This window comes from Janthinobacterium sp. TPC_1 (genome assembly GCF_056037845.1).
In genome coordinates, this window is the sequence record NZ_CP195157.1 from 4573057 (window position 1) to 4598838 (window position 25782).

The window sequence follows — 25782 nt, forward strand, 5'->3', positions numbered from 1 at the left end:
AGTGAAAGGTGGAACATGGTAAGGCAGGCAGGCGAGGATGCATCCGAGCAAAAAGTCATCGACGACATCGCCACGCATGGCTGGCATGGCGTGCATATCAGTGCCGATGAAGAAGGTCCCGGCTATGCCTTCACCATAGGCGCCGGCCACAGCTTCGGCCAGCCTGAATTTCTCATCATGGGCTTGCCGCGCTCCACTGCTCATCAGATACTCGACGTGGCGCTCGATGCCGTGCGCAGCGGCGCCATCACGGATTTTACTGCCACCACGGACGCCTTGCTGGAAGGTCATCCATGCGCCTTCGTGCGCGTGCCCGTCGAGCAATACCGCAACTACGTCGGCTATGCGCGCTGGTATTACCAGGGCGATGATTTTACCGTGTACCAGATCGTCTGGCCTTCGCGCGATGGCCATTTTCCATGGCAGGCGCAAGCGAGCGCGCAGTACGTGGAGAGCCAGCCCCTGCTGGGACCGGCGCCGCTGGCCGCATGACGAGAATCGCAACCGGCACGGCCACCCTGTGCGTGTTCGACCCGGCCCTTCTGCGCCACAAGCTCGGCGATGACTGCGACTGGTGGAGCCTCCCCAGTGCGGAACTGGCGGCCGTGAATGCGGGGCACGTGGCGTTTTTCAACGTGGGCGGCGACGGCGCGTATGACATCGCCTTGCACGCCGAACTTGCCGAGCCCCAGGTAACCGTGCATCTGACTGTCGCCTCGGGCCGCGTCTTCATCGGCGCCGGCGAAGATGTCACGGGTGGCGGCCTGGAACCGGACACGGCTTATGGCGGCCTGTTCCTGGACGTTCCCGTGGGCAATTGCCGCGTGCAGGCGCGCCGCGATGGCGAGCGCATCAGCCTGGCATTCGTGCCCGATGCGCGCGGCAGCAATGCGTTTGACGACCTCGTGCGTATTTGATGCCCCGTTGAGCCCTGGCTAGGCATCCATGCGGGCCACGCCCGTGCCTTGCCGCCGGTCCAGAAACAGGCTGTTGCCGTGGATTTTCTTCGCTTGCTTCTTCGCTTCGGCCGCCTGCGTGGCGATCTGATGGTGCGTGTAGTACTGGTGCGCCTCGACCTTGATCACGCCCAGCGACAGGCTGATCAAGGAATAAAACACTTTCTTGCCTTGCCGGTCTTCGCTGATGTAGCCGCCCCGTTCGCAGTCGCCCGTGCTGTAGTAGGCGAGGATGGCGGCAGCGAAGTCGTCCAGCATGGCGTGGCAGCGCGTTTCCCAGTCTTCGCTCTGGAACAGGATCATGAAATCGTCGCCGCCGATGTGGCCGATGAAGTCGCGGTTCGGGTCGCAATGGCTGCTGAGGATTTCTCCCGTCAACTGGATCACGTCGTCGCCCTTGCGGTAGCCGTACACGTCGTTGAAGGGCTTGAAGTGGTCGAGGTCGCAATAGCAGACCCAGAAGCGGCTGCCGCTGTGCAATAAGCGGTCGATATGCTCGTTGATGGGCACGTTGCCGGGCAGTTGCGTCAGCGGGTTGGCGTAGCGGGCCGCATTGATCTGCATTTGCGTGATTTCGCGCATCAGGTCGTGTCCCGTGCCCATGCCCAGGTAGCGGCCGTGTTCGGTGATGATGAAACCGTTGAACAGGTGGTGGGCGCTCGATTGCACCATGGTGTAGCTGAGTTCCTGCAAGCTCGTTTCGTGGTCGGCGATCAGGGGATTGGCATCCATGAACAGGCTGCACGATTTCTTGCCATACAGTTCGCGCTGGTAGGGACGGGCGAAGTGGTCGATCATTTCGAAGCGGCTGATCAGGCCCAGCGGCACGCCGTCGTCGACGACGGGGATGATCATCAGCTTTGGTTCCTTCAGGAAGATATCGTACACCTCGTTATTGTTTTTCTCGGGCGAGACGGCTGCCACGCGGTGCAGCAGCTTGCGGATGCTGGCGCCGTTCTTTTCCAGGCTGCTGCGCTGCGGATACACGGCCACGCCGTTGCGCCCCAGCGCCTGCACCACTTCGGCCGGCAGCGCCCGCGCCGGCACCGCATTGGGGCGGCCCAGGTGATAGCCCTGGCCGAACGCCACGCCCAGGTCGCGCAAGACCAGCAATTCCGTCTGCGCTTCGATGCCTTCGGCGATCACCAGGGTGCCCGATTTTTCCGCGATTTCCTGGATCGAGCGCACGAATTGCAGTTTCACGGGGTCATTATTGATGCCCTGGATGAAATGCATGTCGATTTTCACGTATTCGGGGCGCAATTCCGACCACAGGCGCAGGCTGGAAAAGCCTTCGCCCAGGTCGTCAATGGCGATCTGGAAACCCATGTTGCGGTAATGCAGCACCGCCTCGCGCATCAGCTCGTAGTCATACGTGGGCTGGTTTTCCGTCAGCTCGATGATGACCCTGTCCGGGTTGATGCCGATGTGCTCGATGTATTCCAGGGTTTCGCCATGGCGCGCATTGCGTAGCAGCAAGCATTCCGGGCTGACGTTGAGAAACAGTTTTCCTGGCAGCTGCAGTTCCGCAAAGCGTTCCAGCACGACTTGCCGGCACAAATGTTCCACTTCCAGCGTCAGGTCATGCGCGCGCGCCACCTTGAACAGATTCATCGGCGCGTGCAGGGGGCTGTCGGACGGCCCCCGTATCAAGCCTTCGTAGCCGATGATGTCGCCGCTGTGCATGTGGATGATGGGCTGGAACAGCGCGCTGAGCTTGCGGCCCGCCAGGATATCGTGCAAGGCATCCGTTCCTTCGATGGTCATGGCGGCCGATGGCGGTTTCAGGTAAGCCACATTCGATGGCATCGCGCCGGGCGGCACGGCGGTGGCGGAAGGGAGGGCGAGAGTGTGCATAGGCGGCTGTGGCGGCACGGCCTCTGGACGGGCCATGAACAAGTTGCCTATGGTAAGGACTATTTATGACGGCTTGATGAAACGTATTTGCTTTTGATAATGTTTCTTGCATGAACGTCAGTTTGCCGATTCCGGCGAAAGCGAGATTTATCACGGCAATTCCTTGGAATTGTCCAAATAAAAGACGGCAAATCCACCGGATAACTGTGCTTTAAAAGTGGCAATCCGCGCTATGATTTCTCTTGGCGAAAGTCAACATGGGCAGCCGCGGCGTGCGTTCGAGCGGCTTGCTTTCCTCGACATCCAACAATGAGACAACAACCCATGCAATTACGTAGTGCAACCCTCATATTCAGCTTGCTGGCCGCTTTCGGTGGCAATGCCCTGGCGCAAAACGCCGCGATGCCAGCGTGCCCGGCCGGCGATGGCGCCCCCGTGACGTATCCGGTCAGCAAAAAAGTCGACCAGCAAGACAGCTATTTCGGCACCACCATCGCTGACCCCTACCGCTGGCTGGAAGACGCCAACAGCGCGGAAACGGGCGAATGGGTCACGGCGCAAAACAAGCTGACGCAGTCGTACCTGGGCACCATCCCCGAGCGCGCCGCGATCAAGCAGCGCCTGACCAAGCTGTGGAATTATGAGCGTTTCTCTACGCCAACGAAGCAGGGCGGCCGCTATTTCTACAGCCGCAATGACGGCTTGCAGAACCAGGCCGTGCTGTACACGGTGAAAAAACTGTCCGACGAGCCGCGTTTGCTGCTCGATCCGAACACCCTGTCCACCGACGGCACGGTGGCGCTGGCCGGCACCTCGATCAGCCCGAACGGCAAATACCTGGCGTATGCCACGTCCGCTTCCGGTTCCGACTGGAACGAGTGGAAAGTACGCGACATCGAATCGGGCAAGGATTTGACGGATCACATCAAGTGGGCCAAGTTCTCGGGCGCTTCGTGGACCAAGGACAATAAAGGTTTCTTTTACAGCCGCTATGACGCGCCGAATGAAGCGACCAAGCTGGCCGATATCAATTACTTCCAGAAATTGTATTTCCACAAGATCGGCACGCCGCAAAGCGACGACGTGCTGGTCTTCGACCGTCCCGACCAGAAGGAATGGGCGTTTGGCGGCAGCACCGTCAGCGACGACGGCAATTATTTGATCATCACGGCCACGCAGGGCACGGAACGCAAGAACCGCGTGTTTTATAAGGACTTGCGCCAGAAGAATGCCAAGGTCGTGGGCTTGCTGGAAGAATTCGACGCATCGTACTCGTTCATCGACAATGACGGCCCCGTGTTCTTCTTCAAGACGGACAACAAGGCGCCGAAAAATCGCGCGTGATCGCCATCGATACGCGCAAACCTGCGCCTGCCGACTGGAAAGAGATCGTGCCGCAAAGCGCGGAAACCCTCGTCGCCGTCAATCTGATCAACAACCAGCTGGTGCTCGATTACTTGAAAGATGCGCAAACGCAAATCAAGATCGTCGGCCTGAACGGCAAGCTGGTGCGCGAAGTGGCCTTGCCGGGCATCGGTTCGGCCGGCGGTTTCGCGGGCAAGCGTGGCGACACGGAAACGTTTTATTCGTTCACCAGCTTCACGACGCCGGCGACCATCTACCGCTACGACATGAAGTCGGGCAAGAGCACGGTGTACCGCCAGCCGAAGGTCGATTTCGACCCGAACGCCTTTGAAACGCGCCAGCAATTCTTCACCAGCCGCGACGGTACCAAGGTGCCGATGTTCATCGTCTCGAAAAAAGGCATGAAGCTCGATGGCACGAATCCGACCTACCTGTACGGTTATGGCGGCTTCAATATTTCGCTGACGCCGAGTTTCTCCGTGGCAAATCTTGCCTGGGTGGAAATGGGCGGCGTCTATGTGATGGCCAACCTGCGCGGCGGCGGAGAGTACGGCGAAGCCTGGCACCAGGCTGGTACCAAGCTGAACAAGCAAAATGTGTTCGACGATTTCATTGGCGCGGCGCAATGGCTGGTGGACAACAAGGTCACCTCGCCATCGAAGCTGGCGATCGGCGGCGGCAGCAATGGCGGCCTGCTGGTCGGTGCGGCCATGACGCAGCGTCCGGACCTGTTCGCCGCGGCGATTCCGCAGGTCGGCGTGCTCGACATGTTGCGTTTCCACAAGTTCACCGTGGGCTGGGGCTGGGTGCCTGACTACGGCTCGTCGGACGACGCCGAGCAGTTCAAGGCGCTGGTGAAATACTCGCCGCTGCACAACCTGAAGGCGGGCGGCTGCTACCCGGCCACCATGATCACGACGGCTGATCACGACGACCGCGTCGTGCCTGCCCACAGCTTCAAGTTCGCCGCCGCCGCCCAGGCAGCGCAAGGCGGCCCGGCGCCCGTGCTGATCCGCATCGACAGCAAGGCCGGCCATGGCGCCGGCAAGCCGACGACCAAGCAGATCGAAGAAGTGGCCGACCGCTGGGGCTTCCTCAGCCGTTCGTTGAAGATGGCGCCGGTAGTGGCGGAGCCGGCCAAGGTGGCGGCGCAGTAAGTCTTATTTAAACCCCAAGACAGACACTGGGGTCGGTCGCATCTCGATCGGAATGTGTCCCATTGGGACACATTCCCCCGTCGGGTCCGACCCCGGCCCTTGTCTCTGGGGCTATTCTAGCCAATACCCCCTCCCCAAACACGGCCTGAAACGGCAAATCCTTGCGCTGCGCATAGCCGATATAGCAATCGCACTTGAAGCGCGGGCAGGAGCGTTCCCGCAGCATCTCAGCCAGATCATCCACATACAGATTCCCCAGCCGCTCGGGCACGAAATGGCAGCGCGCCAGTTCGCCGTCGCCATCGACGGACAGCGACGCCTCGCCCGCCAGGCACGGTTTATTGCGCGAGGGAGACGGGCGGCGGTTTTGCGCAAACCACGGATCGATGGCGTCCAGTTCGGCCAGCTCTGGTTCGCTGTAGTAGCCGGGTCCGCGCCGGTCATAGGCGTTCAGCCACAGGTAGACGTGGGCGGGCAGCGCCGCGCGCAGGGCGCGGATGGCGTCCAGGTGTTCATTCATCGCCACGACGCCGACGGAATAGCGCACGCCCATGGCGTCCAGGCGCGCGCAGCGGGCGAGAAAGCGGGACAAAGTCGTCTGGTCCGGGTGGTAGGTGCACCACAGGCCGACCTTGTCCAGCCCGTCCATCTTATCCAGCCAGTCCAGGGGGCCGGACAGATTCGTCTGCAGCGCCACCTGGTGCACGTGGGGCAGCGCCGCCAGTGTCTGCATCGCGCTCCGGTAGTGGCGCCGCACCAGCGCTTCGCCCCAGGGCGTGAACAGCACGCCAATGGGGCGCGCTTGCGCCGCCACCCAGTCCGTAAAACGCGCCACTTCGCGCGCATCGCGGGCCAGCGCGGCGCGGCTGTCGCGCTTCTTGGCAAACGGGCAGTAGCCGCAGGCATAGTTGCAGCTCGATAGCGTACCGCGGTACAGCAGGGACAGCGTTGCCGCTTGCGCCGTCAGCACGCCTGGCCGCCTTCGGCCATCAGTGCGCGCACCGTCTCGGACGCCAGCCACGGGCCGATGGTGTCGGCGTAGCTGTAGCCCCGCTCGTTCAGCCGCAGCAGCGGACCATTTTCTTCCACCAATTCCAGCGCGTGCAGCTCGGCCAGCTGCGGCAGATCAATCTCGCAGCGCGTGCCGAAGCGGGCCGTGTAGGCGTCGCGGTCCAGGCCCGGTTCCGTCAGCAGCGACTGGATCACGTAGCGGCGGCGCTGTTCTTCGCCATCGAGCTGGTAACCGTGTTCGGCCTGCGCGAAGCGCGCCTCGTCGAGCGCCAGGTAGTTGTCGATGATGTTGATGGTATCAAGCCGCGCCACCGCGTATTCGCTCGAGTAATGGAGGCTGGCCGTGTACGAGCGGGCGCCCGCACCCAGGCCCACCATGCCGTCATTCTGGCAGCAGTACGAAGGCCCGTCTTGTTCCGGCGCATGGGGGGCGCGGAACATGCGCATCGACACCTGCTCGTAGCCCTGGGCGCGCAAATGATCGCGGGCGGCCGCGTACAGGGCCAGGCGGCTGTCGCCGTCCTGCGCCAGCATGATGGGGTTGAGCGATTGCGCGCCCTGGCGGCGCGCCACTTTTCCAAGGCCCGTCTGTTCGCGCACGTACAGCGGATACAGATAGATTTCCTCGGGCCGGAAGGCCAGCGCGCTGTCGATGGAAGCGAGCAGGCTGGCGACGGTTTGCCCCGCGATGCCGTAGATCAGGTCCAGGTTCAGGGTGGGGAAGCCGGCCGCGCGTATCAGGCCGATGGCGTGATGGACGGTGGCGTTTTGCTGGGGGCGGGCCAGCGCGCGCATTTCGCCGGCGGCAAAGCTCTGGATGCCCAGGCTGACGCGGTCGATACCGTGCGCGCGGCAGACGGCAAGGCGTTCGGCCGTGATGGTTTCTGGCGACGCCTCAATGCCGGCCGGCGTTTGTTGCAGGTCAATGCCGAGGATGTCGCGCGCGCCGCACAGCAGGGTGTCCAGCTGCGCGGGCGACAGGTAGGTGGGCGTGCCGCCGCCCAGCGCGAAGCGGGCAAAGCGCCGTTCGCCCAGCGCGCCGGCCAGGGCACGCATCTGCACCAGCACTTGCCGCACATAGCGTTCGACCATGTCGGCGCTGGGGCGGGCCATGGCGAACAGGTTGCAAAAGCCGCAGCGCATCTCGCAAAACGGAATATGGATATACGCGAACAGGGCGGAGCGGTCTTGCCGCGCCCACAGTGGCGCCAGCGGCGCCGCCTGCGGCAAGGCGCGGTAGGCCGCCTTGTGCGGATACGAATAGGAATAGGCCTGGTAGGGCGTGTGGCGCATGCGCTGCGCCAGGGTGCCCGGTTGTTCGGAAGGGTTCACGGTGGGGATTCCTTGGGAAGTGTATCGGGGGCGATGAAGAAGTGCGCGTACGGCACGTTCCACACGCTATCATGGGCCACCCTGTGGCCACGGTAGCCGTCTTCGCCATAGGCGCTGCCGTGGTCCGAGCAGACGATGGCGAACGTGGGCGCGCGCGCGGCGCAGGCGGCAAACAGGGGCGCCAGCGCGCCGTCGACATAGCGCAGGGCGGCAGCATGGCTGTCCAGGCAATCGGCGCGGCAGCCGGGCAGGTAGGCGCGGTTCGGCGTATGCAGGGCGGCCACGTTGATGAATAAAAAGGTGCGCTGCGCACCGTCCGCAAGGCGGTCGATGGCCAGCGCCACCTGCTTTTGCGTCGAGTGGCGGCTGGCCACGCCCATGCCCGCGCTCCAGTGGCTTTCCTGGAACAGCGACGGCAGCACGCAGCCCAGCGCCGTTTGCTTGTTGAAAAAGCCCACGCCGCCGATGCAGATGGTGCGGTAGCCGCGCGCGGCCAGCGCGGCGGGAAGGTCGGCTTCTTCGAACGCAAACGTGTGCGGCGACGTCGTTTCGCTGCCCGCAAAAGCACTGGCGAACAGGCGCGGATGGCGGCCCGGCGCGGCCGGCGTGGGCAAGAAGCCCGCGAAGAAGGCCTGGTGCGCCGCATAGGTGAAAGTGGCGGGCGAGTGCCGGCGTTCCCAGCCTCCCGGCGGCAAGAAGCGCCCCAGCACGGGCAATTCGCCCGCCTCGTACAGCGCTTGCGCTACATCAAAGCGCAGGGTATCGAGCGTGAGGAAGACGATATCGTGGCTGCCGACGACGGCGTGCATGTCGGGGATGGCCGGGGTGTTGTTAAACATGGGTCAGTTGCGCCGTGTAAGTATCGATGCCTTGCCACAGCAAGCCTGGCAGCAGGTCGCCGAAGGCGTTCGCTTCCAGCACATGGGCCTGGCCGTGGCGCACGACGAGGTCGTAGCCCGTCACGTGGCTATGGGGGAAGGCGCGCGCGGCCAGGGCGGCGGTCTGTTCCAGCGCGGCCAGGTCGGCGTCGTCCAGCAGGCCGGACGCGTCGCCGCGCCGGTTGTCGAGGTGCAGATTCGTCATCATGCGGTCGCCTATGCGCGCCACGCGGTGCGCGGGCTGGCCTGCCACGGTCACGACGCGCAGGTCGTAGTGGCTGTCGCCGCAGCGGGGCTTGTTCAGCCACGCTTCCGCGTACAGTTCCTGCGCGGCCAACGCATCGACGAGGGCGGCGATGTCGTGTTCGGATTCGTAGCGCGCCATACGTTTGCTGTTCATCAGGCGCGTTATGCCCTCCGTGCGGTGCAAGGTTGCCGAGGTGGTGGCTTGCTGGCGTCCTGCCTTGTTGCGGCGGTAGGCGACGACGCCGGACGCGGACGAGCCGTAGCGCGGCTTTAAATACACGCGGTCAAGGTGGCGTTCATGCAGCAGCGCCTGCAGATGGTCGTAGCCTTGCACGGGTCCCAGCAAGGCCGGTATGGGCACGCCGTGCGCGGCCAGGTGGCGCTGGCAGGCCAGCTTGTCCGTCATGACGGTGATTTCGCCCGGCGCATTGAATACGCGCGTTTGCGGCAGGTCAAGCAGTTGCGCCACCAGGGCAGTCATGGCGGCCGTAAAACCGGCGAACCACGCATCCATGGCCAGCAGTTCGCCGTGTTCGGGCGCAGCGACCGGCGGACGCTCCAGCAGCCTGCAGCCTGCCTGCAGCAACAGCCGGTGGGCGGCAGGATCGTCGCCGGGCGGTTCGATTTTGAAGATGCCTGGCTGGCGCAATGCTTCATGCAGCAGGGCCGGCTGCGCCAGCCAGTCGCGCCATTCCAGCACCTGCGCGGGCGGCAGGCGCAGTTGCGCGCGCGCCGCCTGCATCAGGCGCACGCGCTTGCTGCCCTGTGTCGCCAGCAGGGTGAGAGGCGTGTGCAAAGGGGGAATCCGCTTATTCGCCGACCGCCACGTAGCGGTAGCTTTCGCCGTCGTCCTCGTCCGCTTCCTGCGGGTCGTCCAGCACCACCTCGAAGGGCAGCGCCTTCAGTTTTTCCTGGTTTTCCTCGGAAATGTAGTGGTGCGACAGGTCCAGGCGCTTCAAGCCGCCCAGTTGCGTGTGATTGAGCACGGCCACGGCGCCCAGGTCGCCGATGGTGCCCAGCGACAGGTCGAGCGTGTCGAGCTGCGCCACCAGCGGTTCCTCGGCCAGCCAGACGGCCAGGTCGTCGGCGATTTCCGCGTCGCGCAAGCCCAGATATTTCAGGGTGGGCACGGTCAGCTGCGCCAGCACCTTGCGGTACAGGTCGACGTCGCCCGAGAAGCCATATTCCTCGGTGCCCAGCCACAGTTCCAGGTGTTCCAGCTGCGGCATGCTCGATTGCGCCAGCGCTTCGGCGATCTTTTGATCGAGGCCGCCCGCTTCGATGGTGAAGCGGCGCAGATGCTGGTGCGCGAACGGTTCGATGACGAGCTCATTGCCGCCGCGGATGCGCAATTCTTCCAGCTGCGGGAAAGCGTCCAGCAGGGGCTTGTAGCTGCCTTGCACGATCCACGAGATTTCGCATTCCTCGTACGTCATGTCGCCGATGAACAGGGCGCGCAAGTTGGGCAGCTGCGGCGCGTGGGCGATCAGCGCGGCCATCACCTCGTCGGCGCCCGATTCGTACGGGTCGCCCCACATGCCGATGATCAGCGCTGCAAGCGCGCCCTTGTCGGCCTTGCCGAGAAAGCCGGCGATCAGCTCGTCCATCTTGCGCTTGTCGTCGTATTCGAGCGACAGGCGGTAGACGATGCCGGGCGAGGCGTCGAAGGGCAGGTCAGGGTCGTACTGGACGACTTTCTTGTTGTGGAAGGTGGTGGTGCTGTCGGAAATGGTCATCGCGTGGGCTCCGTTAAAAACAGTTGGGGCCTGGATGCCGCGCAGGGGCGTAGCAAGGATGGGGCGAGCCGGGATGTGCTGCGGCGCTCTGCAAAGACATCCAGGCCTGGAAATCTTGTCTATTGCGAAATCTTAGCATGGACAAAAGGACTTATTGCGCACGGCTGCGCGGCAACGCCGTGACCGAAAATGCCTTGCAAACAACAATGTTGTCAAATAAGTTTACATTTTTGATATTTAATCGTATCGTGCATTTTTCTTGGAGGGAATAATGAAAATAATCCGGAGAATCGCGCTGCCCTTGTTTTGCGCTTGCGTCAGCACGACAGCGCTCGCACAGGGGGCGCCGGCATCGCCGCCCCGGTTTTCGGTCACGGTGTTCGAGAATGCATCGCTGGCCAGTCTGAGCGTGGGCAGCATCAGCGCCATGGGGCAGATTTACGGCGTGGGCCGGCTCGACGGCGTCGACATGGTGTATGCCACGGCGGGCAGCCAATTGACGGTGGCGCCGAAGGCCGCGGTGAGTAATCTGGTGTTTGCCAGCAATGCGGCAGGGGACAGCCTGATACGCTCGGCCGGCAGCAATGGCAATGCGCTGGTGCACATCCTGTCGGGCGGCGTGGCGACTTCGCTCAATATCGCCGGGCAAACGACCTGGTCCGGCACAATGAATGCTGCAGGGCAAGTTGCCTTCAATGCGGGGTTTGGCAGCTATGCCACCTTCGACTACACGACGAAAGCCTATCTGTACGACCCGCAAACGGGCATACGGGCGCTGGGCACCCTGGGCGGCAAGGACAGCTATGTCACGGGCATCAACGACGATGGCGTCGTCGTCGGCGCTTCCGCGATGGCGCCGACGCCAGGCGGCGCGCAAGGCTTCATGTACAAGGATGGCGTGATGACCAGCGCGACGGGCTGGGGCGGTTACCAGAGCGCGATTTCGGGCATCAACAATGCGGGCCAGATGGTGGGCCATGTCACCCCCGACTGGAACCAGGACCGGACGCGCGGTTTTCTCAAGACCGACGGCAACAACACGTTCCTGAAATCCATCTCCACACCGATCGGCGTGGATGGCTTGGGCCAAGTGCTGGGGGCAAACGCCATGTTCTACAGCAATGGGGTGACTTACAGCCTGGAAAGTCTGGTGCAGGGCGAGGCGGGCTGGAGTTACATGGCCGTCGGCGGCATCAACGAGGCGGGACAGATTTCCGCGCGCCGTTGCCAGTCGCTCATTTGCGAGATTGTCCGCCTCGATCCCGTCAGCGCCGTGCCCGAGCCGCAAACCTATGCCATGTTGCTGGCTGGCATGGCCTTGCTGGGCTTTGCGGGGCGCCGGCGCCGGCAGCGCCCGTGTGATGCCGTAACGTAATACTTTCTGTCATACAGGGTGGAGGATGGGCCGGCGCGCTAGCGGTGGATCACCACCAGCAGCGCCTTGCCCTCCGTTTTTCCCAGATTCCTGATGATATGCGGCTGGTCCGCCGGATAGCGCGCCGTGCCGCCATTCTTGACCTTTTTCTTTGCCGTCCCCACTTCCAGTTCCAGGTTGCCGTGGATCACCGTCAAATGCTCGGTGGTGCCGGGATCGTGCGGCTGCGACGCCAGTTCGCCGCCGGGCGCCAGCGTCACTTCATACCATTCATATTTGCCCGCCAGTTCCATCGGCCCCAGGATGCGCAGCACGTAGCCCGCATGGTCGCCGGGCAGGGTGGGGGTTTCGTGGGCGTCCGTGATGCGGATGGTTTCCACGGCTTTTTCTGCGCTGGACAGCAATTCGCCGATCTGCACGCCCAGGGCGTTGGCCAGGCGCCAGGTGATGGCGATGGTGGGATTGGCTTTTTCGCGCTCGATTTGCGACAGCATGGACTTCGATACGCCCGCGATGCGCGACAAATCCTCGAGTGTCAGGCCGCGCGCCAGGCGCAGCCGTTGCAGGGTGGCACCCACTTCAGGGGGAGAATTGGTCGAAACGCTGGTTTTCATCGGCAGGTGGCTTGCAAAGTTCAATAGGCTTGGGTAATATCCACTATATTGAATTTCAGTTCGAAATAGTGGATTTTGAGGAAAAACACGGAAACGTGTAGACTTCAAACAGCGCTTCACGGTACAGCATTGTGCGCGCACCGGTCAAGCGGCGGCTTTTCCCCTATGGCGGCTGAAACCACACGCACACCACACGCATACATCAGGGACACAAGGAATATCATGAGCGAGCAAGCGAAGAACACCTTTTTCAGCGGTCTGCAACAGAATCTCGATCAACTGCGCCAGCAAGGCTTGTACAAGCCCGAGCGCGTGATCGCCTCGCGCCAGGGCGCCGAAGTGGTGTGCGACGATGGCCGTACCCTGATCAATATGTGTGCAAACAACTACCTGGGCCTGTCCGGCGACCTGCAGACGCAGGAAGCGTCTATTGCCGCCACGCAAAAATACGGCTACGGCCTGTCGTCCGTGCGCTTCATCTGCGGCACGCAAACCGTGCATAAAGAACTGGAACAGGCCATTTCCGCCTTCCTGGGCACCGAAGACACGATTTTGTACGCGGCCGCCTTCGACGCCAACGGCGGCGTGTTCGAACCGCTGTTCGATGAAAACGACGCCATCATCTCCGACGCGCTGAACCACGCCTCCATCATCGACGGCATCCGCCTGTGCAAGGCTGGCCGCTACCGCTATGCGCACAACGACATGGCCGACCTGGAAGTGCAGCTGCAGGCGGCGATTGCCGCCGGCAAGCGCCACAAGGTCATCGTCACGGACGGCGTGTTCTCGATGGATGGCACGATCGCGCAACTCGACAAGATCTGCGATCTGGCCGACAAATATGGCGCGCTGGTGATGATCGACGAATGCCACGCTTCCGGCTTCATGGGCGCGACGGGCCGCGGCACGCACGAACACCATAATGTGATGGGCCGCATCGACATCATCACGGGCACGCTGGGCAAGGCCCTGGGCGGCGCCATGGGCGGTTTTACGTCGGCGCGCAAGGAAGTCATCGACACCCTGCGCCAGAAATCGCGTCCTTATCTGTTCTCGAACACCCTGGCGCCATCGATCGCCGGCGCTTCGCTGTCGGTGCTGGAACGCCTGGCCAAGTCGACGGAACTGCGCGACCGCCTGCATGACAACACGGCCTTCTTCCGCAGCGAGATCGAGCGCATCGGCTTCACCATCAAGCCGGGCACGCATCCGGTGGTTCCCGTGATGCTGTTCGACGCCCCCGTGGCGCAGAAATTCGCCGCCCGCCTGTATGAACTGGGCGTGCTGGTGACGGGCTTCTTCTACCCGGTCGTGCCAATGGGCCAGGCCAGGGTCCGCGTGCAGCTGTCCGCTGCCCACACCCGCGAGCAGCTGGTGCAAGTGCTGGCCGCCTTCGAGCAGGCCGGCAAGGAACTCGGTTTGCTGACCACCACTACCACGACCAATTAACAAGAATTCAGGAAAATAGCATGGAACGCATCTTAGTCATTGGCGCAAACGGCCAAATCGGTAGTGAACTGGTGGGCGCGCTGGCGCAGCAGCACGGCGCGGACAACGTCATCGCCGGCGACATCGGCACGAACAATCTGTACCAGGCCAAGCGCTATGCGCAATTGAATGTGCTGGACAAGGACGGCCTGGCGAAGATCATCGCCGACGAAGGCATCACCCAGGTGTACCAGCTGGCGGCCATGCTGTCGGCCACGGGCGAAGCGGCGCCGTTGAAGGCGTGGAGCCTGAACATGGATGGCTTGCTGAATATCCTGGAACTGGCGCGCGAGCGCGGCGAGGCGGGCAAACCGCTGCGCATCTTCTGGCCATCGTCGATCGCCGCCTTCGGTCCGAACACGCCGCAGGTGAACACGCCGCAAATGACGGTGATGGATCCGACGTCGATGTACGGCATCAGCAAGCTGGCTGGCGAGCGCCTGTGCGAATACTATTTCAACAAGTATGGCGTGGACGTGCGCAGCATCCGCTACCCTGGCATCATCAGCTATAAGTCGCCTCCGGGCGGCGGCACCACCGACTACGCCATCGCCATCTTCCATGCGGCCTTGCGCGGCGAGCGCTATGACTGCTTCCTCGATGCGAACACCACCCTGCCGATGATCTACATGCCCGACGCCATCCGCGCCACCATCGAACTGATGGACGCTCCCGTGTCGCAGATCAAGATCCGTTCGTCCTACAATGTGGCCGGCGTGTCGTTCAGCCCCGAGCAGCTGGCGAAAGCCATCGTGCACATGGTGCCGGACTTCAAGATCAGCTACAAGCCGGACAGCCGCCAGGCCATCGCCGACAGCTGGCCGCAAAGCCTGGACGACAGCAAGGCCAGCGCGGACTGGGGCTGGAAGGCGCGGATCGGCGTCGAGCAGATGGTCACGGACATGCTGGCCAATGTCGATGCGGGGCAGGCGGCCAAGGCGGCCTGAGTCCTGTACCGGCATTCATAAAAACATACTAATATAAAGAGACACCATATGGACATGAGCGTATTTGACCTGTTTAAAATCGGCATCGGGCCGTCGAGTTCCCACACGGTGGGGCCGATGGCGGCGGCGCGGCGTTTTCTGGTCGAATACGGTCCGCTGGACCAGGTGGTGGGCGTCGAGGCGGCCCTGTATGGCTCGCTGGCGCTGACGGGCGTGGGCCATGCCACGGACAAGGCCGTCATTCTGGGCCTGATGGGCGAAACGCCGCAAGACGTGGCGCCTGATGCCGTCGACAGCAAGCTGGCCGCCATCGAGGCGGCCGGAGAAATCGCGCTGCTGGGCACGCATGTGGTGCCGTTTACGGCCGCCACGGGCTTGATCTGGCACAAGAGCGAGTCTTTGCCCGAGCACCCGAACGGCATGCGCTTTACGCTGAAACTGGCTGACGGCAGCCGTGCTGACAAGGTGTATTACTCGATCGGCGGCGGTTTTATCCGCGAAGCGGGCGAAGTGCAAGCTGAGACCCAGGCCGAAGCGGCCGTGGAATCGGCCGCCAGCGCGCGGGTCGTCTTCCCCTTCGATACCATGGAGCAACTGCTGGCGCATGGCGTGGAAAGCGGCCTGTCGATCCCTGAAATGCTGCGCGCCAACGAATGCGTCAAGCGCAGCGAGACGGAACTCGATGAAGGACTGGACCGCATCTGGCACGTCATGCGGGACTGTATCGCGCACGGCCTGGAAACGACGGGCAACCTGCCGGGCGGCTTGAACGTGAAGCGCCGCGCCGCGAAATTGTGGCGCCTGGCGCAGGAAGCGAAGGCGTCGGACAACCGCGCCAACGACTTGCCGCACGACGCCGTGCACCTGGTCAGCCTGTACGCGATGGCCGTCAACGAGGAAAACGCGGCCGGCGGGCGCGTGGTGACGGCGCCGACCAACGGCGCCGCCGGCATCATTCCGGCCGTGCTGCGCTACTATGCGCAGGATTGCCGCCCCAGCGATCCGGTCGGCGGCGTGCGCCGCTTCATGCTGACGGCAGCGGCCATCGGCATGTTGTGCAAACGCAATGCCTCGATCTCGGGCGCGGAAGTGGGTTGCCAGGGCGAAGTGGGCGTGGCCTGCGCCATGGCGGCGGCGGGCCTGGTGGCGGCCCTGGGCGGCACGAACGAGCAGATCGAGAACGCGGCCGAAATCGGCATCGAACACCACCTGGGCATGACGTGCGACCCCATCGGCGGCCTGGTGCAGATCCCCTGCATCGAGCGCAACGGCATGGGCGCCGTGAAAGCCATTACGGCCGCCTCGCTGGCGCTGAAGGGCGACGGCACGCACTTCGTCAGCCTCGACGAAGTCATCGAAACCATGCGCCAGACGGGCGCGGACATGCAGGACAAGTACAAGGAAACGTCGCTGGGCGGTCTGGCCGTGCATGTCATCACCGTGAACCATGCGGCTTGCTGAACATCTGAAAAACACCCCAACGGCAGACGCTGGGGTCGGACCCTGAGGGTCCGACCCCGGATTTTGTCTTTGGGTTGATCCTCACTCCTCCTCGAACAGCTGTTCCAGCCTTCTGGGATAATTATTCAGAAAATCGCGCGTCACGGCGTAGTGTTCCGTGTCTTCATACGCCACTTCATGGATGCCGCCGCCCGTAAACATGAGGATTTTCGCGTTCGGGTAGGCGAGCAGAATCGGCGAGTGGGTGGCGATGATCAGCTGCGAATCGTCCTGCACCAGCTGGTGGATCACCGATAATGCCGCCAGCTGGCGGCTCGGCGACAGGGCCGCCTCGGGTTCGTCCAGCAGATATAAACCCTTGCCCCGCAGCTTGTTGATCAGGGTCGCCATGAACGCTTCGCCGTGCGATTGCGCGTGCAGCGACTTGCCGCCGTAGCTGGCCAGGTATTCGGGCATGTCGTCCATGTAGGTGGCGACGTTGAAAAAGCTCTCGGCACGCAAAAAATAGCTGTCGTCCGGCTTCTTGTAGCTCTTGCTCAGGCGCAAGTGTGCGTGCAAGCCCGATTCCTCGTCCGAGGGCAGGGCGATGCGCACGTTGCGCGTGCCGCCATCCTTGCCGAAGCCCAGCCCCACGGCCAGCGCTTCGAGCATGGTCGACTTGCCGCTGCCGTTCTCGCCCACGAAAAACGTCACGTCGCGGTGGAAATCCATGTGCACGAAGTCGCGGATGGCGGGAATGGTGAACGGATAGTGGTCGAGGTCGACGACGGCGTCAGCGCGCAGCGCAGCGCTTTGCAGATACGGTTTTTTACTCAGCGACATGACCGCTTCCATGAATGACCCGCAGGCGGGCCGACAAACACCAGTGTGGCGCAAATCGGGCGCACGCGCCAGCACGGGCGCCTGATTTTTTGACTTAGGACTCGCGCATGCAATCGCCGAAGTATTCGTGGTAGAAGGCGGTAGGACGATATTTCCCGTCCAGCAGGCCGAAATGACGGCCGATCTGGCGTCCGACCGTCATCAGGGTGTTGGCAGCATTTTTCGTTCCCGCATAGCCCTTTTTCAGCAGCCAGGTGGTGCTGGCGGCGGGCGACATGTCCGCCATGCGTCCGACCAGCAGGGCGTCGACCAGGCAGATTCGCTCGCGCTCGGCGTCTTCCGCATATGCTTCCGTGCTCCCCACTGCCGCATACAGTCCTTCTTTTCCACCGTGGACAATGGTGCTCAGCCGTTCTTCACTGCTGCCAAACAGATCGAATTCGCTTTTGGTATACGGGAAGCAGTAGGCCCTGGCCGTTTCCAGGGGTTTGTTCTGGGTCATGGCGTACCACTTGGCGAAGGTGGCAAGATCATCTTTTTCCTGTCCCCGCCGGAATTGCGCGTATAGAGGAAGGACGTTCTTGAATGAGCAGCCAGTCGGCACCCAGCCCCTTTGCGGCACGCCGTCCTTTGCAACCCTTTCTTTTGCCATAGCGGCTTCCGCAGTTGCCTCTGCCTCTGCAAAACACCGCAAGTCATACCCGAGCATGAACAGACACGCTTCGAAGGCATGGCAGCGGGCGGCCATGTCGGCGCCGTCCGCCTTGAACCAGTCGCACCGTTCCAGCGCGGCGCGCAGGATCCAGCCCAGCTTGACTTGCCATTGCGCCCAGTCCTGGCACGACACGGCCCTGCCGAAGAATTGCGGTGCGCCGGCAAAGCCGCTGTCGATACCCTTGGGATTGCGGATCTGTTTGCCGCGCGCGGCGCCCGAGGGGAAGGCCAGCCAGTGTTTTCTTGCCAGCTTCTTGCCTGCCTGGCTGCGGTATTGCGCGTACAGCATGGCCATGGCGGCGCCCACGCGGGTGTCGTAGATGGGCGAGCCGCTGTCGTCAAGCAGGGCGTGGATCTTGGTCAGGCCCGCGTCGAAGCGTTCCACGCTGTCCGTGTCGAGCGCGTCCAGCGAGGCGTCCGAGTCGAGCGCCATCAAGGGCGCCAGGCGCCTGAAGTAGGCGACCAGGCGGCCTTGCGCGTGCAGGCGCTTGAGGAAGACGATGGCGCCGCGCACGCCGCCCCATTCGAGGACGGCCAGGCAGGCCGCCAGCGCCTGGTCTTCATCGCCGTGCGCGATGGCGGTCTTCAGCCAGCCGCGCAGCAGGCCCAGCGAGGCGCGCGTTTCATGCCAGTTGCCCGAGACGACAGCCTTGCCTTGCGCATCGGTCCAGCGCGTGCTCCACACGTAGTAGTGGCCCAGCACCGCTTCCAGGCCCGTCGCCTGCACGTCCAGGCCGCCCGGCACGAAGCGGCTGCGCGCCATCTTCAGGTGAAAGGGCCTGTCTGGCAATGCGGCCGCCAGCCAGTCGATAAAGTCCCGCACATCGTCCTGCTTGAGAAAATCGTCGCGTTTCATGTGGCATGGCTGTGGCATGGTCGTCGTGGGCGGGCTGGCGTGCCCCGCTAGTCTGGAAAGCGGCCATGATACAGTTGCCGTGCGACAAGGTGTGTCGTTTGACAACAGACGCCCCTCGCGCCGGACGGCTGACGCCCGGGCGAACGCGACGGATTCGCCTTGGGCGCCGCCTCGCACTATAATATCCGCTGCCATTCATGATCAACCGCACTCAGCTCAACTGGACTCTTCAAATCTATGCATTACGTGTCTACCCGCGCTGATAAAGCGCCATCGCAATCGCAACAAGCATCTTTGCAGCAATTTTCCGACATCCTCCTGGGCGGCCTGGCCCCCGATGGCGGACTGTACCTCCCTGAACACTACCCGCAAGTCACTGGTGCCGAGCTCAACGCCTGGCGCACATTGTCGTATGCCGACCTGGCCTACGAAATCCTGAAGAAGTTCGCCACCGATATCCCGGCCGCGGACCTGAAGGCATTGACGGCGAAAACCTATACCAAGGCAGTCTACAAGAACGCCCGCGCCGGCGAAAATGCGGCCGACATCACGCCGCTGCGCGTGCTCGAAGAAAACATCGTCAAGGGCGGATCGACCACCCTGATGCTGCAGGCGCTGTCGAACGGCCCGACCCTGGCCTTCAAGGACATGGCCATGCAGCTGCTGGGCAACCTGTTCGAATACACGCTGGCCAAGCACGACGCCGAACTCAATATCTTCGGCGCCACGTCGGGCGACACGGGCAGCGCGGCCGAATACGCGATGCGCGGCAAGAAGGGCATCCGCGTCTTCATGTTGTCGCCGCACAAGAAAATGAGCGCCTTCCAGACGGCGCAGATGTTCAGCCTGCAAGACCCGAACATCTACAACATCGCCGTCGAAGGCGTGTTCGACGATTGCCAGGATATGGTCAAGGCCGTGTCGAACGACTTGCCGTTCAAGGCGCAACAGAAGATCGGCACCGTCAATTCCATCAACTGGGCGCGCGTCGTGGCGCAGGTCGTGTATTACTTCCGCGGCTACCTGGCGGCCACCACCAGCAACGAGCAAAAAGTGTCGTTCACGGTGCCGTCTGGCAACTTTGGCAATATCTGCGCCGGCCATATCGCCCGCATGATGGGCTTGCCGATTTCGAAACTGGTGGCCGCGACGAATGAAAACGACGTGCTCGACGAATTCTTCCGCACGGGCGTCTACCGCGTGCGCAAGTCGGCGGAAACCTACCACACGAGCAGCCCGTCGATGGATATTTCGAAAGCGTCGAACTTCGAGCGCTTCGTCTACGACCTGGTGGGCCGCGACAGCGACCGCGTGCGCGCCCTGTTCACGAAAGTGGAAACGCATGGCGGTTTTGACCTGTCCGGCAAGCCGGGCAGCGATGGCGACGAGTTCAAGCTGGTGGCCAAGTATGGCTTCAAGTCGGGCAAGTCCACGCACCAGGACCGCCTCGACACCATCCGCGACGTGGCCGACGACTACGGCATCACCATCGACACGCACACGGCCGACGGCATCAAGGTGGCGCGCGAGCACCTGGAGCCGAACGTGCCGATGATCGTGCTGGAAACGGCGCTGGCGGCCAAGTTCAATGAAACCATCCTCGAAGCGCTGGGCGTGGACGCCGAGCGCCCGGCCGGCTTCGAAAACATCGAAGACTTGCCGCAAAAGTTCGTTGTGATGGGCACGGACGTGGAAAAAATGAAGGCGTATATCGCCGCCAATACGGGATTGTGATGACGGACGCCAGCACTGTACGCAAACCCATGCTGTCGGTGGCCGAGGCGCAAGCCTTCATGCTGGGCGCGGCGCGTCCGGTGGCCGAAGTGGAGCACATTGACACCATGCGCGCCAACGGCCGCGTGCTGGCGGCCGCGCAAACGTCGACCCTGAACGTGCCCGAGCGCGACAACACGCAGATGGATGGCTATGCCGTGCGCGCCAGCGATTGCGCCAGCGGCGCGGCCAGCCTGCCCGTGTCGCAGCGCATCGCGGCCGGCCACGTGGGCCAGCCCCTGCAGCCGGGGACGGCGGCGCGCATCTTCACGGGCGCGCTGATTCCGGACGGCGCCGATTGCGTGGTGATGCAGGAGCAGTGCACCTTGCTTGACGGCGTGGTGACGGTCAATCACGTGCCGCACGCGGGCGAATGGGTGCGCCGCCAGGGCGAGGATATCCGTGCCGGCGGCGAAATCCTCGGCGCGGGCCGGCGCCTGCGCAGCCAGGAAATGGGCCTGGCCGCCTCCGTGGGCCTGGCGCAGCTGCCCGTGCTGCGCAAGCTGCGTGTGGCCGTGTTCTTCACGGGCGACGAACTGGCCATGCCCGGTGAGCCTTTGGCGCCGGGCGCCGTCTACAACTCGAACCGTTTTACCTTGCGCGGCTTGCTGGAAAATCTCGGTTGCGAGATCACGGACCTGGGCATCGTGCCTGACAGCCTGGAAGCGACGCGCGCCGTGCTGCGCCAGGCGGCGCAGGGCAATGACCTGATCATCACCTCGGGCGGCGTGTCCGTGGGCGAGGAAGACCATATCAAGCCGGCCGTGGAAGCGGAAGGGCGGCTGAACATGTGGCAGATCGCCGTCAAGCCGGGCAAACCCCTGGCCTTCGGCGAGGTGCGGGACGCCTTCTTTATCGGCTTGCCCGGCAATCCCGTCTCCAGCTTCGTCACCTTTTTGCTGTTCGTGCGCCCGTTCATCCTGCGCCTGCAGGGCGTGGCGGGCAGCCTGGCGCCGCGCAGCTACAAGCTGCCGGCCGCGTTCGAGCGCCTGAAGGCGGACAAGCGCAACGAATTCCTGCGCGCCAGGGTCAATGACGAGGGCGAGCTGGAACTGTTCGCCAACCAGAGTTCGGGCGTGCTGACGTCCACCGTGTGGGGCGACGGCTTGATCGATTGCCCGCCGGGGCTGTCGATCGCGCGCGGCGACATGCTGCGCTTTATCCCGTTTAACGAATTGCTGTACTAAGGAAGTCTTGATGAAGATCAATCTGCGATTTTTTGCCAGCGTGCGCGAGCTGGTGGGCACGGGCCAGGAAGTGCTGGAGGTGGACGAAGCGGCCGCTCCACGGCTGACGGTGGGCCAGGTGAGAACCCTGCTGATCGCCCGCGGCGGCAACTGGGAACATGCGCTGGCGCAGGGCCGCGCGCTGCGCATGGCGCATAATCAGGTGATGTGCGATGCCGATACCGCCATCGGCGAAGGCGACGAAGTGGCGTTCTTCCCGCCCGTGACGGGCGGCTGATCCCGCTTGCCAAATGAGACGGCCACTTCATCGAAGTGGCCGTTTTTTCATGAAGACCTGCTTTTCGGTTTGTCTGCGCTGCACGTGGCGCAGGCGATGGCTTTCTTGTAGCGCCAGTATTTCGAGCCGATGAAGATGGCCGATGCCACCAGCGACCAGGCCAGCGCGCTGAGGATGTCGGCCTGGCTGGTGGTGCCCTTGCTGTACTCGACCACCGTCAGGATGATGAATAAGATCGAGCTGGCCAGCAAATAACGGGAAATCCAGAATCCTGCGCCCATGTGTTTCTCCTCTTGTCGTCGCGTTGTCGCGTGAAGTCAAAGTGCCGATCGCTGCAGCATGTCCGCGCAGTATGCATCATTTTTCGGCATTCTTGCCATCCGCTGGCCTTATCTCGACTAAAATGCCGGGGTTTTCACCGTCTTCCAGCATGCCATGACCCATTCCAGCCTTCCTCCATTTCACATCGCCGTCATCGGCGGCGGCCCCGCCGGCCTGATGGCCGCCCAGGCGGCCAGCGAGCAGGGAGCCAGGGTGGAGCTGTTCGACGCCATGCCGTCCGTCGGCCGCAAATTCCTGCTGGCGGGGCGGGGCGGCATGAATATCACGCATGCGGAAGGCTACCAGGCTTTCGTCTCGCGCTACGGCCGGCAGGCGCACAGCGTGAAACCGGCGCTGGACCAGTTCGGCCCGCAAAAGGTGCGCGACTGGGTGCACGGCCTGGGCGTCGACACCTTCGTCGGCTCCTCGAACCGCGTCTTCCCCACCGATATGAAGGCGGCACCGTTGCTGCGCGCCTGGCTGCACCGCCTGCGCGAAGCGGGCGTGCAATTTCACATGCGCCACCGCTGGACGGGCTGGCAGGACGGCCAGCTGGCGTTTGCCACACCGGATGGCGAACGCCTGCACTCCTTTGACGCCGTGATCCTGGCGCTGGGCGGCGGCAGCTGGGCACGCCTCGGTTCCGATGGTGCCTGGGTGCCGCTGCTGCAAGGGCGGGGCGTGGCCGTGGCAGCTTTGGCGCCGGCCAATTGCGGCTTCGACGTGGACTGGAGCGCGCATTTCAGCAGCCGCCATGCGGGCGAACCGCTGACGACCGTGGCCATTTCGGCGCGCGACATCGACGACTGCATGATCAAGCGCCAGGGCCAGTTCGTCATCACGGCGGGCGGCGTCGAGGGCAGCCTGATCTATGCCTTGTCGGCCGCCTTGCGCGAGCAGATCGCGCGCGACGGCCACGCCACGATCTGGCTGGACCTGGCGCCCGACCACAGTCATGAACGCGTGTTCGCGGAAGTGACGCGCCCGCGCGGCGCCCGCTCCATGTCCAGCCACCTGAATAGCCGGCTGGGAATAAAAGGCGTGAAATCGGGCCTGCTGCGCGAATGCCTGAGCGCTGCCGACTTTGCCGACGAGGCCAGACTGGCGGCCGCCATCAAGCTGCTGCCCGTCACGCTCAAGCGCCCGCGTCCCATCGATGAAGCCATCAGCAGCGCCGGCGGCGTGGATTTCGATGGCATCGACGGCAGCATGCTGCGCGCCATGCCGGGCGTGTTCGTGGCTGGTGAAATGCTGGACTGGGAAGCGCCCACGGGCGGCTACCTGCTGACGGCCTGCCTGGCGCAAGGCAAGGCGGCCGGCGAGCAGGCCGTCAGTTGGCTGGAAGGGAATTTTTGAAATTACAACAGCATTTGATCGTTAGCGCCACGACGCAGTTCACAATCGTAGCGAGCGGCCCCGAGTTGTGGCTGAGAAGCGCAGCTGTACTCTAGTACAGCGAGCATCGCAGGCCGCAAATCGCGCCGCGCAGTAGATTGTGAACTGCGTCATCATCAATGCCAGATGATGTCGCCTGACCCGCTTTTCTGGGTCTCGCGCTGGCGCGGGTTGCCGTGCACGTGGATGTCGCCGCTGCCGCGCAAGGTCAGGTTGCTGGCGTCGCGCACGAAGACGGTGCTCTCGCCCGAGCCTTGCAGGCTGACGCTGGCCTTGTCTGCCGCCAGGTGTTCGGCATCGATGTCGCCCGAGCCGCTCAGGTCGGCACGCAGGAATTTCGTGTTGCCGCTGGCGGCGATGCGTCCGGAACCCACCATTTCCAGCACCACGCTGTCGCTGTTGCCGGCATTGATGTCGAGGTCGCCACTGCCGTTGACGGTCGCTTGCACCTGCTTGTAGCGTCCCGTAAAACTGACGTCGCCCGAGCCCGTCAATTCCAGTATAAAGCTGTCGCCGGAAAAGCCCGTGATCCTGCTGTCGCCATTGCCGTGCACTTCCAGCCGCGCGAGGGCTGGCAGCACCAGTTCCACCTGCAGCGGCTGGCGATGGTGGAACAGCATGCCTTTCGGGCCGATATGCAGGGTCGTGCCATCGGCCGTCGTGTCGACGTTCGACAGCAGACGCTGCTCGCCGCTCACTTTCAGCGACGGCGTGGCGCCGCGGCGCAGCACCAGGTCGATGGGGCCGGCCAGGTCGATGCTGGTGATGTCGGCGGAGATCGGGCGCGTTTCGCTGCGCACGGCGCGGCCGGCAGCACTGCTGGGATTACTGATCCCCTTGGCGCGCAGCGCCGCATACGACATGGCGATCAGGACCAGGGCCAGCAGGAGCATGGACAGGCCGACTTTGAGTAAGCGTTTCATGGCAGCCTTTCTAGTGACCTTTGAGGAGGGAGACATTCATGGCGATGTAGCGCTTGACGCCGATCAAGGTATAGCGCGTTACCACCAGACTGAGCAGGAAGATGGCGATGCCGCCGAGCAGCATGCCCACGCCGAAGACGGTTTGCGTGGTGCGCGCATCGCGGTCCATGTCGGTGGAGATGCGGATGCCGCCACCGGCCAGCGCTTCGGCCCGCTCCATCACGCGCGAGGAAGCGCTCGGCGCCTCGGGTTCGGTTTTGACGGGGCCGGGCAGATGGTCGACTTCGATGCCCGTGTCGCCGATGGTGATGCGCGTTTCGCGCCGCTCGCCGCCCTCGCCGCCATCGTCGTCATGGATAAAGACGTGGCGCAGGGGGCCGTCGAGCACCAGTTCGTTGGCGCCGGACAAGCCGCTGGCCGTGATGGCGATGCCGGCCAGGTAAAAGCTCAGGCCGACCGCATACAGGGTGGCCAGCAGAGCCGCGTAGACGGCGGCAGGCACGACCATGAACAGGTTGAAGATGGCCAGGCCCACCAGCGAGACGAGCAGGCGCAGCAGGTTGACGGGGGTTTTCTTTTGTTCGAAAGCCTGGCGGTGGGTGCTGCTGCGCAAGGTGAGGGCGATTTTTTTCGGGTCGCCCAGGTCCTCGGCGATCTCGTGCTCGCTGCGGCCGGCCGCAGCGCCTTCGATGAAGGTCTGTTCGTAGTAATCGAGCGTCTTGGCCACCAGGTCTGGCGGCAAGCCCGCCAGCGCGCGCCGCAGCGCCTCGAGATAATCTTGCTTGTTCATCATATTCTTCCTGTTCCTGCGCGCCGCTTAGCCCAGCGCCGGCAGCAGCATGCTTGCCTGGCTCAGCATCAATGGCGCTTGTGGCGCCTGTTGTCCGTGAATCACGATCAAGGTGGCCAGCACCACACCCGTCAGCAGCGCCAGGGCTTTCAAGCTGTTGTTTTCAAGTGCAAGGTGGTGTGCATGGTATTCCTCTGTGGCATGGCCGTTGTCGATGATCGGACTGTACCCAAGCGCACGTGAACGCACCAGCACGGTGCGACAGAATGCAATTTCGCGGGGACCAGCGACACCAGGGGAG

Annotated in this window: 25 protein-coding genes and 1 pseudogene; 12 read left to right on the forward strand and 14 right to left on the reverse strand. The window is 63.3% G+C overall.

Annotated features, from left to right (window positions below):
- The first annotated feature begins 15 nt into the window (after window positions 1-15).
- Both ACQVLG_RS22285 and ACQVLG_RS22290 read left to right on the forward strand, forming a co-directional pair.
- Complete coding sequence (locus ACQVLG_RS22285) at window positions 16-492, forward strand: DUF4262 domain-containing protein (protein ID WP_474291037.1); 477 nt, start codon at window positions 16-18, stop codon at window positions 490-492.
- Entirely contained in the window at window positions 489-917 is a 429-nt protein-coding gene (locus ACQVLG_RS22290; protein WP_474291038.1) for a DUF6386 family protein, read from the forward strand. The genes ACQVLG_RS22285 and ACQVLG_RS22290 overlap by 4 nt, the downstream gene beginning before the upstream one ends.
- An 18-nt stretch (window positions 918-935) precedes the next feature.
- Here the strand turns inward: ACQVLG_RS22290 and ACQVLG_RS22295 are convergent, their stop codons facing one another.
- Window positions 936-2723, reverse strand: a complete 1788-nt coding sequence (locus tag ACQVLG_RS22295; RefSeq protein ID WP_230538355.1) for a GGDEF domain-containing protein — start codon at window positions 2721-2723, stop codon at window positions 936-938.
- A gap of 492 nt (window positions 2724-3215) precedes the next feature.
- Here ACQVLG_RS22295 and ACQVLG_RS22300 point away from each other — a divergent pair.
- Both ACQVLG_RS22300 and ACQVLG_RS22305 read left to right on the forward strand, forming a co-directional pair.
- Window positions 3216-4417 (forward strand): annotated as a pseudogene (locus ACQVLG_RS22300) (prolyl oligopeptidase family protein); the annotation flags it as partial.
- A gap of 282 nt (window positions 4418-4699) precedes the next feature.
- A complete protein-coding gene (locus ACQVLG_RS22305; protein ID WP_474295762.1) occupies window positions 4700-5335 on the forward strand; it encodes a prolyl oligopeptidase family serine peptidase in 636 nt (211 codons plus the stop codon).
- Window positions 5336-5342: 7 nt separating this feature from the next.
- Here ACQVLG_RS22305 and ACQVLG_RS22310 read toward each other — a convergent pair whose 3' ends face one another.
- The 6 genes from ACQVLG_RS22310 to ACQVLG_RS22335 all read right to left on the reverse strand — a co-directional run bounded on the left by ACQVLG_RS22310 (window position 5343) and on the right by ACQVLG_RS22335 (window position 10967).
- Window positions 5343-6305, reverse strand: coding sequence for an STM4011 family radical SAM protein (locus ACQVLG_RS22310; RefSeq protein ID WP_474291039.1), 963 nt, complete (start codon window positions 6303-6305; stop codon window positions 5343-5345).
- A complete protein-coding gene (locus ACQVLG_RS22315) occupies window positions 6299-7678 on the reverse strand; it encodes an STM4012 family radical SAM protein (protein ID WP_474291040.1) in 1380 nt (459 codons plus the stop codon). The genes ACQVLG_RS22310 and ACQVLG_RS22315 overlap by 7 nt, the downstream gene beginning before the upstream one ends.
- Window positions 7675-8517: an STM4013/SEN3800 family hydrolase gene (locus tag ACQVLG_RS22320; RefSeq protein ID WP_474291041.1), complete on the reverse strand. Its 843-nt coding sequence runs from the start codon at window positions 8515-8517 to the stop codon at window positions 7675-7677. The genes ACQVLG_RS22315 and ACQVLG_RS22320 overlap by 4 nt, the downstream gene beginning before the upstream one ends.
- Window positions 8510-9598, reverse strand: coding sequence for an STM4014 family protein (locus ACQVLG_RS22325; RefSeq protein WP_474291042.1), 1089 nt, complete (start codon window positions 9596-9598; stop codon window positions 8510-8512). Before ACQVLG_RS22325 ends, ACQVLG_RS22320 begins: the two co-directional genes overlap by 8 nt.
- A 13-nt stretch (window positions 9599-9611) precedes the next feature.
- Window positions 9612-10538, reverse strand: a complete 927-nt coding sequence (locus tag ACQVLG_RS22330; protein ID WP_474291043.1) for an STM4015 family protein — start codon at window positions 10536-10538, stop codon at window positions 9612-9614.
- Between the two features lie 237 nt (window positions 10539-10775).
- Window positions 10776-10967: a hypothetical protein gene (locus ACQVLG_RS22335; protein ID WP_474291044.1), complete on the reverse strand. Its 192-nt coding sequence runs from the start codon at window positions 10965-10967 to the stop codon at window positions 10776-10778.
- Between ACQVLG_RS22335 and ACQVLG_RS22340 the strand changes: the two genes are divergently transcribed.
- Window positions 10966-11913 carry a PEP-CTERM sorting domain-containing protein gene (locus tag ACQVLG_RS22340; RefSeq protein WP_474291046.1) on the forward strand — a complete coding sequence of 316 codons (948 nt, stop codon included), beginning with the start codon at window positions 10966-10968 and terminating at the stop codon, window positions 11911-11913. The genes ACQVLG_RS22335 and ACQVLG_RS22340 overlap by 2 nt on opposite strands.
- A 38-nt stretch (window positions 11914-11951) precedes the next feature.
- Here the strand turns inward: ACQVLG_RS22340 and ACQVLG_RS22345 are convergent, their stop codons facing one another.
- Window positions 11952-12527, reverse strand: a complete 576-nt coding sequence (locus tag ACQVLG_RS22345; protein ID WP_230538158.1) for a helix-turn-helix domain-containing protein — start codon at window positions 12525-12527, stop codon at window positions 11952-11954.
- A gap of 222 nt (window positions 12528-12749) precedes the next feature.
- Here ACQVLG_RS22345 and kbl point away from each other — a divergent pair, with 222 nt between their 5' ends.
- From kbl to ACQVLG_RS22360, 3 genes are read left to right on the forward strand one after another with little or no spacing between them, the layout of a single operon-like run.
- Window positions 12750-13976, forward strand: a complete 1227-nt coding sequence (kbl, locus tag ACQVLG_RS22350; RefSeq protein ID WP_070218655.1) for a glycine C-acetyltransferase — start codon at window positions 12750-12752, stop codon at window positions 13974-13976.
- A 20-nt stretch (window positions 13977-13996) separates the two neighbouring features.
- Window positions 13997-14962: an NAD-dependent epimerase/dehydratase family protein gene (locus ACQVLG_RS22355; protein ID WP_474291047.1), complete on the forward strand. Its 966-nt coding sequence runs from the start codon at window positions 13997-13999 to the stop codon at window positions 14960-14962.
- Window positions 14963-15010: 48 nt separating this feature from the next.
- Window positions 15011-16423, forward strand: a complete 1413-nt coding sequence (locus ACQVLG_RS22360; protein WP_474291048.1) for an L-serine ammonia-lyase — start codon at window positions 15011-15013, stop codon at window positions 16421-16423.
- Window positions 16424-16504: 81 nt separating this feature from the next.
- On the opposite strand, the gene ACQVLG_RS22365 is transcribed toward ACQVLG_RS22360, so the two are convergent.
- Window positions 16505-17245 carry an AAA family ATPase gene (locus ACQVLG_RS22365; RefSeq protein ID WP_230538155.1) on the reverse strand — a complete coding sequence of 247 codons (741 nt, stop codon included), beginning with the start codon at window positions 17243-17245 and terminating at the stop codon, window positions 16505-16507.
- Between the two features lie 94 nt (window positions 17246-17339).
- A complete protein-coding gene (locus tag ACQVLG_RS22370; RefSeq protein ID WP_474291049.1) occupies window positions 17340-18815 on the reverse strand; it encodes a hypothetical protein in 1476 nt (491 codons plus the stop codon).
- Between the two features lie 237 nt (window positions 18816-19052).
- On the opposite strand from ACQVLG_RS22370, the gene thrC reads away from it, so the two are divergent.
- Genes thrC through moaD form a run of 3 tightly spaced genes read left to right on the forward strand, consistent with a single transcriptional unit; the run spans window position 19053 to window position 22052 of the window.
- The gene (gene thrC / locus ACQVLG_RS22375; protein WP_230538153.1) at window positions 19053-20549 is read left to right on the forward strand and encodes a threonine synthase; all 1497 of its coding nucleotides are present in this window, start codon (window positions 19053-19055) and stop codon (window positions 20547-20549) included.
- Window positions 20549-21775: a molybdopterin molybdotransferase MoeA gene (locus ACQVLG_RS22380; protein WP_474291050.1), complete on the forward strand. Its 1227-nt coding sequence runs from the start codon at window positions 20549-20551 to the stop codon at window positions 21773-21775. The genes thrC and ACQVLG_RS22380 overlap by 1 nt, the downstream gene beginning before the upstream one ends.
- Before the next feature lie 10 nt (window positions 21776-21785).
- Window positions 21786-22052, forward strand: coding sequence for a molybdopterin converting factor subunit 1 (gene moaD / locus ACQVLG_RS22385; protein ID WP_474291051.1), 267 nt, complete (start codon window positions 21786-21788; stop codon window positions 22050-22052).
- 47 nt (window positions 22053-22099) lie between these two features.
- Here the strand turns inward: moaD and ACQVLG_RS22390 are convergent, their stop codons facing one another.
- Window positions 22100-22333 carry a hypothetical protein gene (locus tag ACQVLG_RS22390; protein WP_474291052.1) on the reverse strand — a complete coding sequence of 78 codons (234 nt, stop codon included), beginning with the start codon at window positions 22331-22333 and terminating at the stop codon, window positions 22100-22102.
- Between the two features lie 154 nt (window positions 22334-22487).
- On the opposite strand from ACQVLG_RS22390, the gene ACQVLG_RS22395 reads away from it, so the two are divergent.
- The gene (locus tag ACQVLG_RS22395; RefSeq protein ID WP_474291053.1) at window positions 22488-23729 is read left to right on the forward strand and encodes a TIGR03862 family flavoprotein; all 1242 of its coding nucleotides are present in this window, start codon (window positions 22488-22490) and stop codon (window positions 23727-23729) included.
- Between the two features lie 155 nt (window positions 23730-23884).
- On the opposite strand, the gene ACQVLG_RS22400 is transcribed toward ACQVLG_RS22395, so the two are convergent.
- Genes ACQVLG_RS22400 through ACQVLG_RS22410 form a run of 3 tightly spaced genes read right to left on the reverse strand, consistent with a single transcriptional unit; the run spans window position 23885 to window position 25634 of the window.
- The gene (locus ACQVLG_RS22400; RefSeq protein WP_230538146.1) at window positions 23885-24691 is read right to left on the reverse strand and encodes a head GIN domain-containing protein; all 807 of its coding nucleotides are present in this window, start codon (window positions 24689-24691) and stop codon (window positions 23885-23887) included.
- Between the two features lie 10 nt (window positions 24692-24701).
- On the reverse strand, window positions 24702-25481 hold the full coding sequence (locus ACQVLG_RS22405; protein ID WP_474291054.1) for a DUF1700 domain-containing protein: 780 nt from the start codon (window positions 25479-25481) through the stop codon (window positions 24702-24704).
- A gap of 27 nt (window positions 25482-25508) precedes the next feature.
- Window positions 25509-25634 carry a hypothetical protein gene (locus ACQVLG_RS22410; RefSeq protein WP_474291055.1) on the reverse strand — a complete coding sequence of 42 codons (126 nt, stop codon included), beginning with the start codon at window positions 25632-25634 and terminating at the stop codon, window positions 25509-25511.
- Between the last annotated feature and the right edge of the window lie 148 nt (window positions 25635-25782).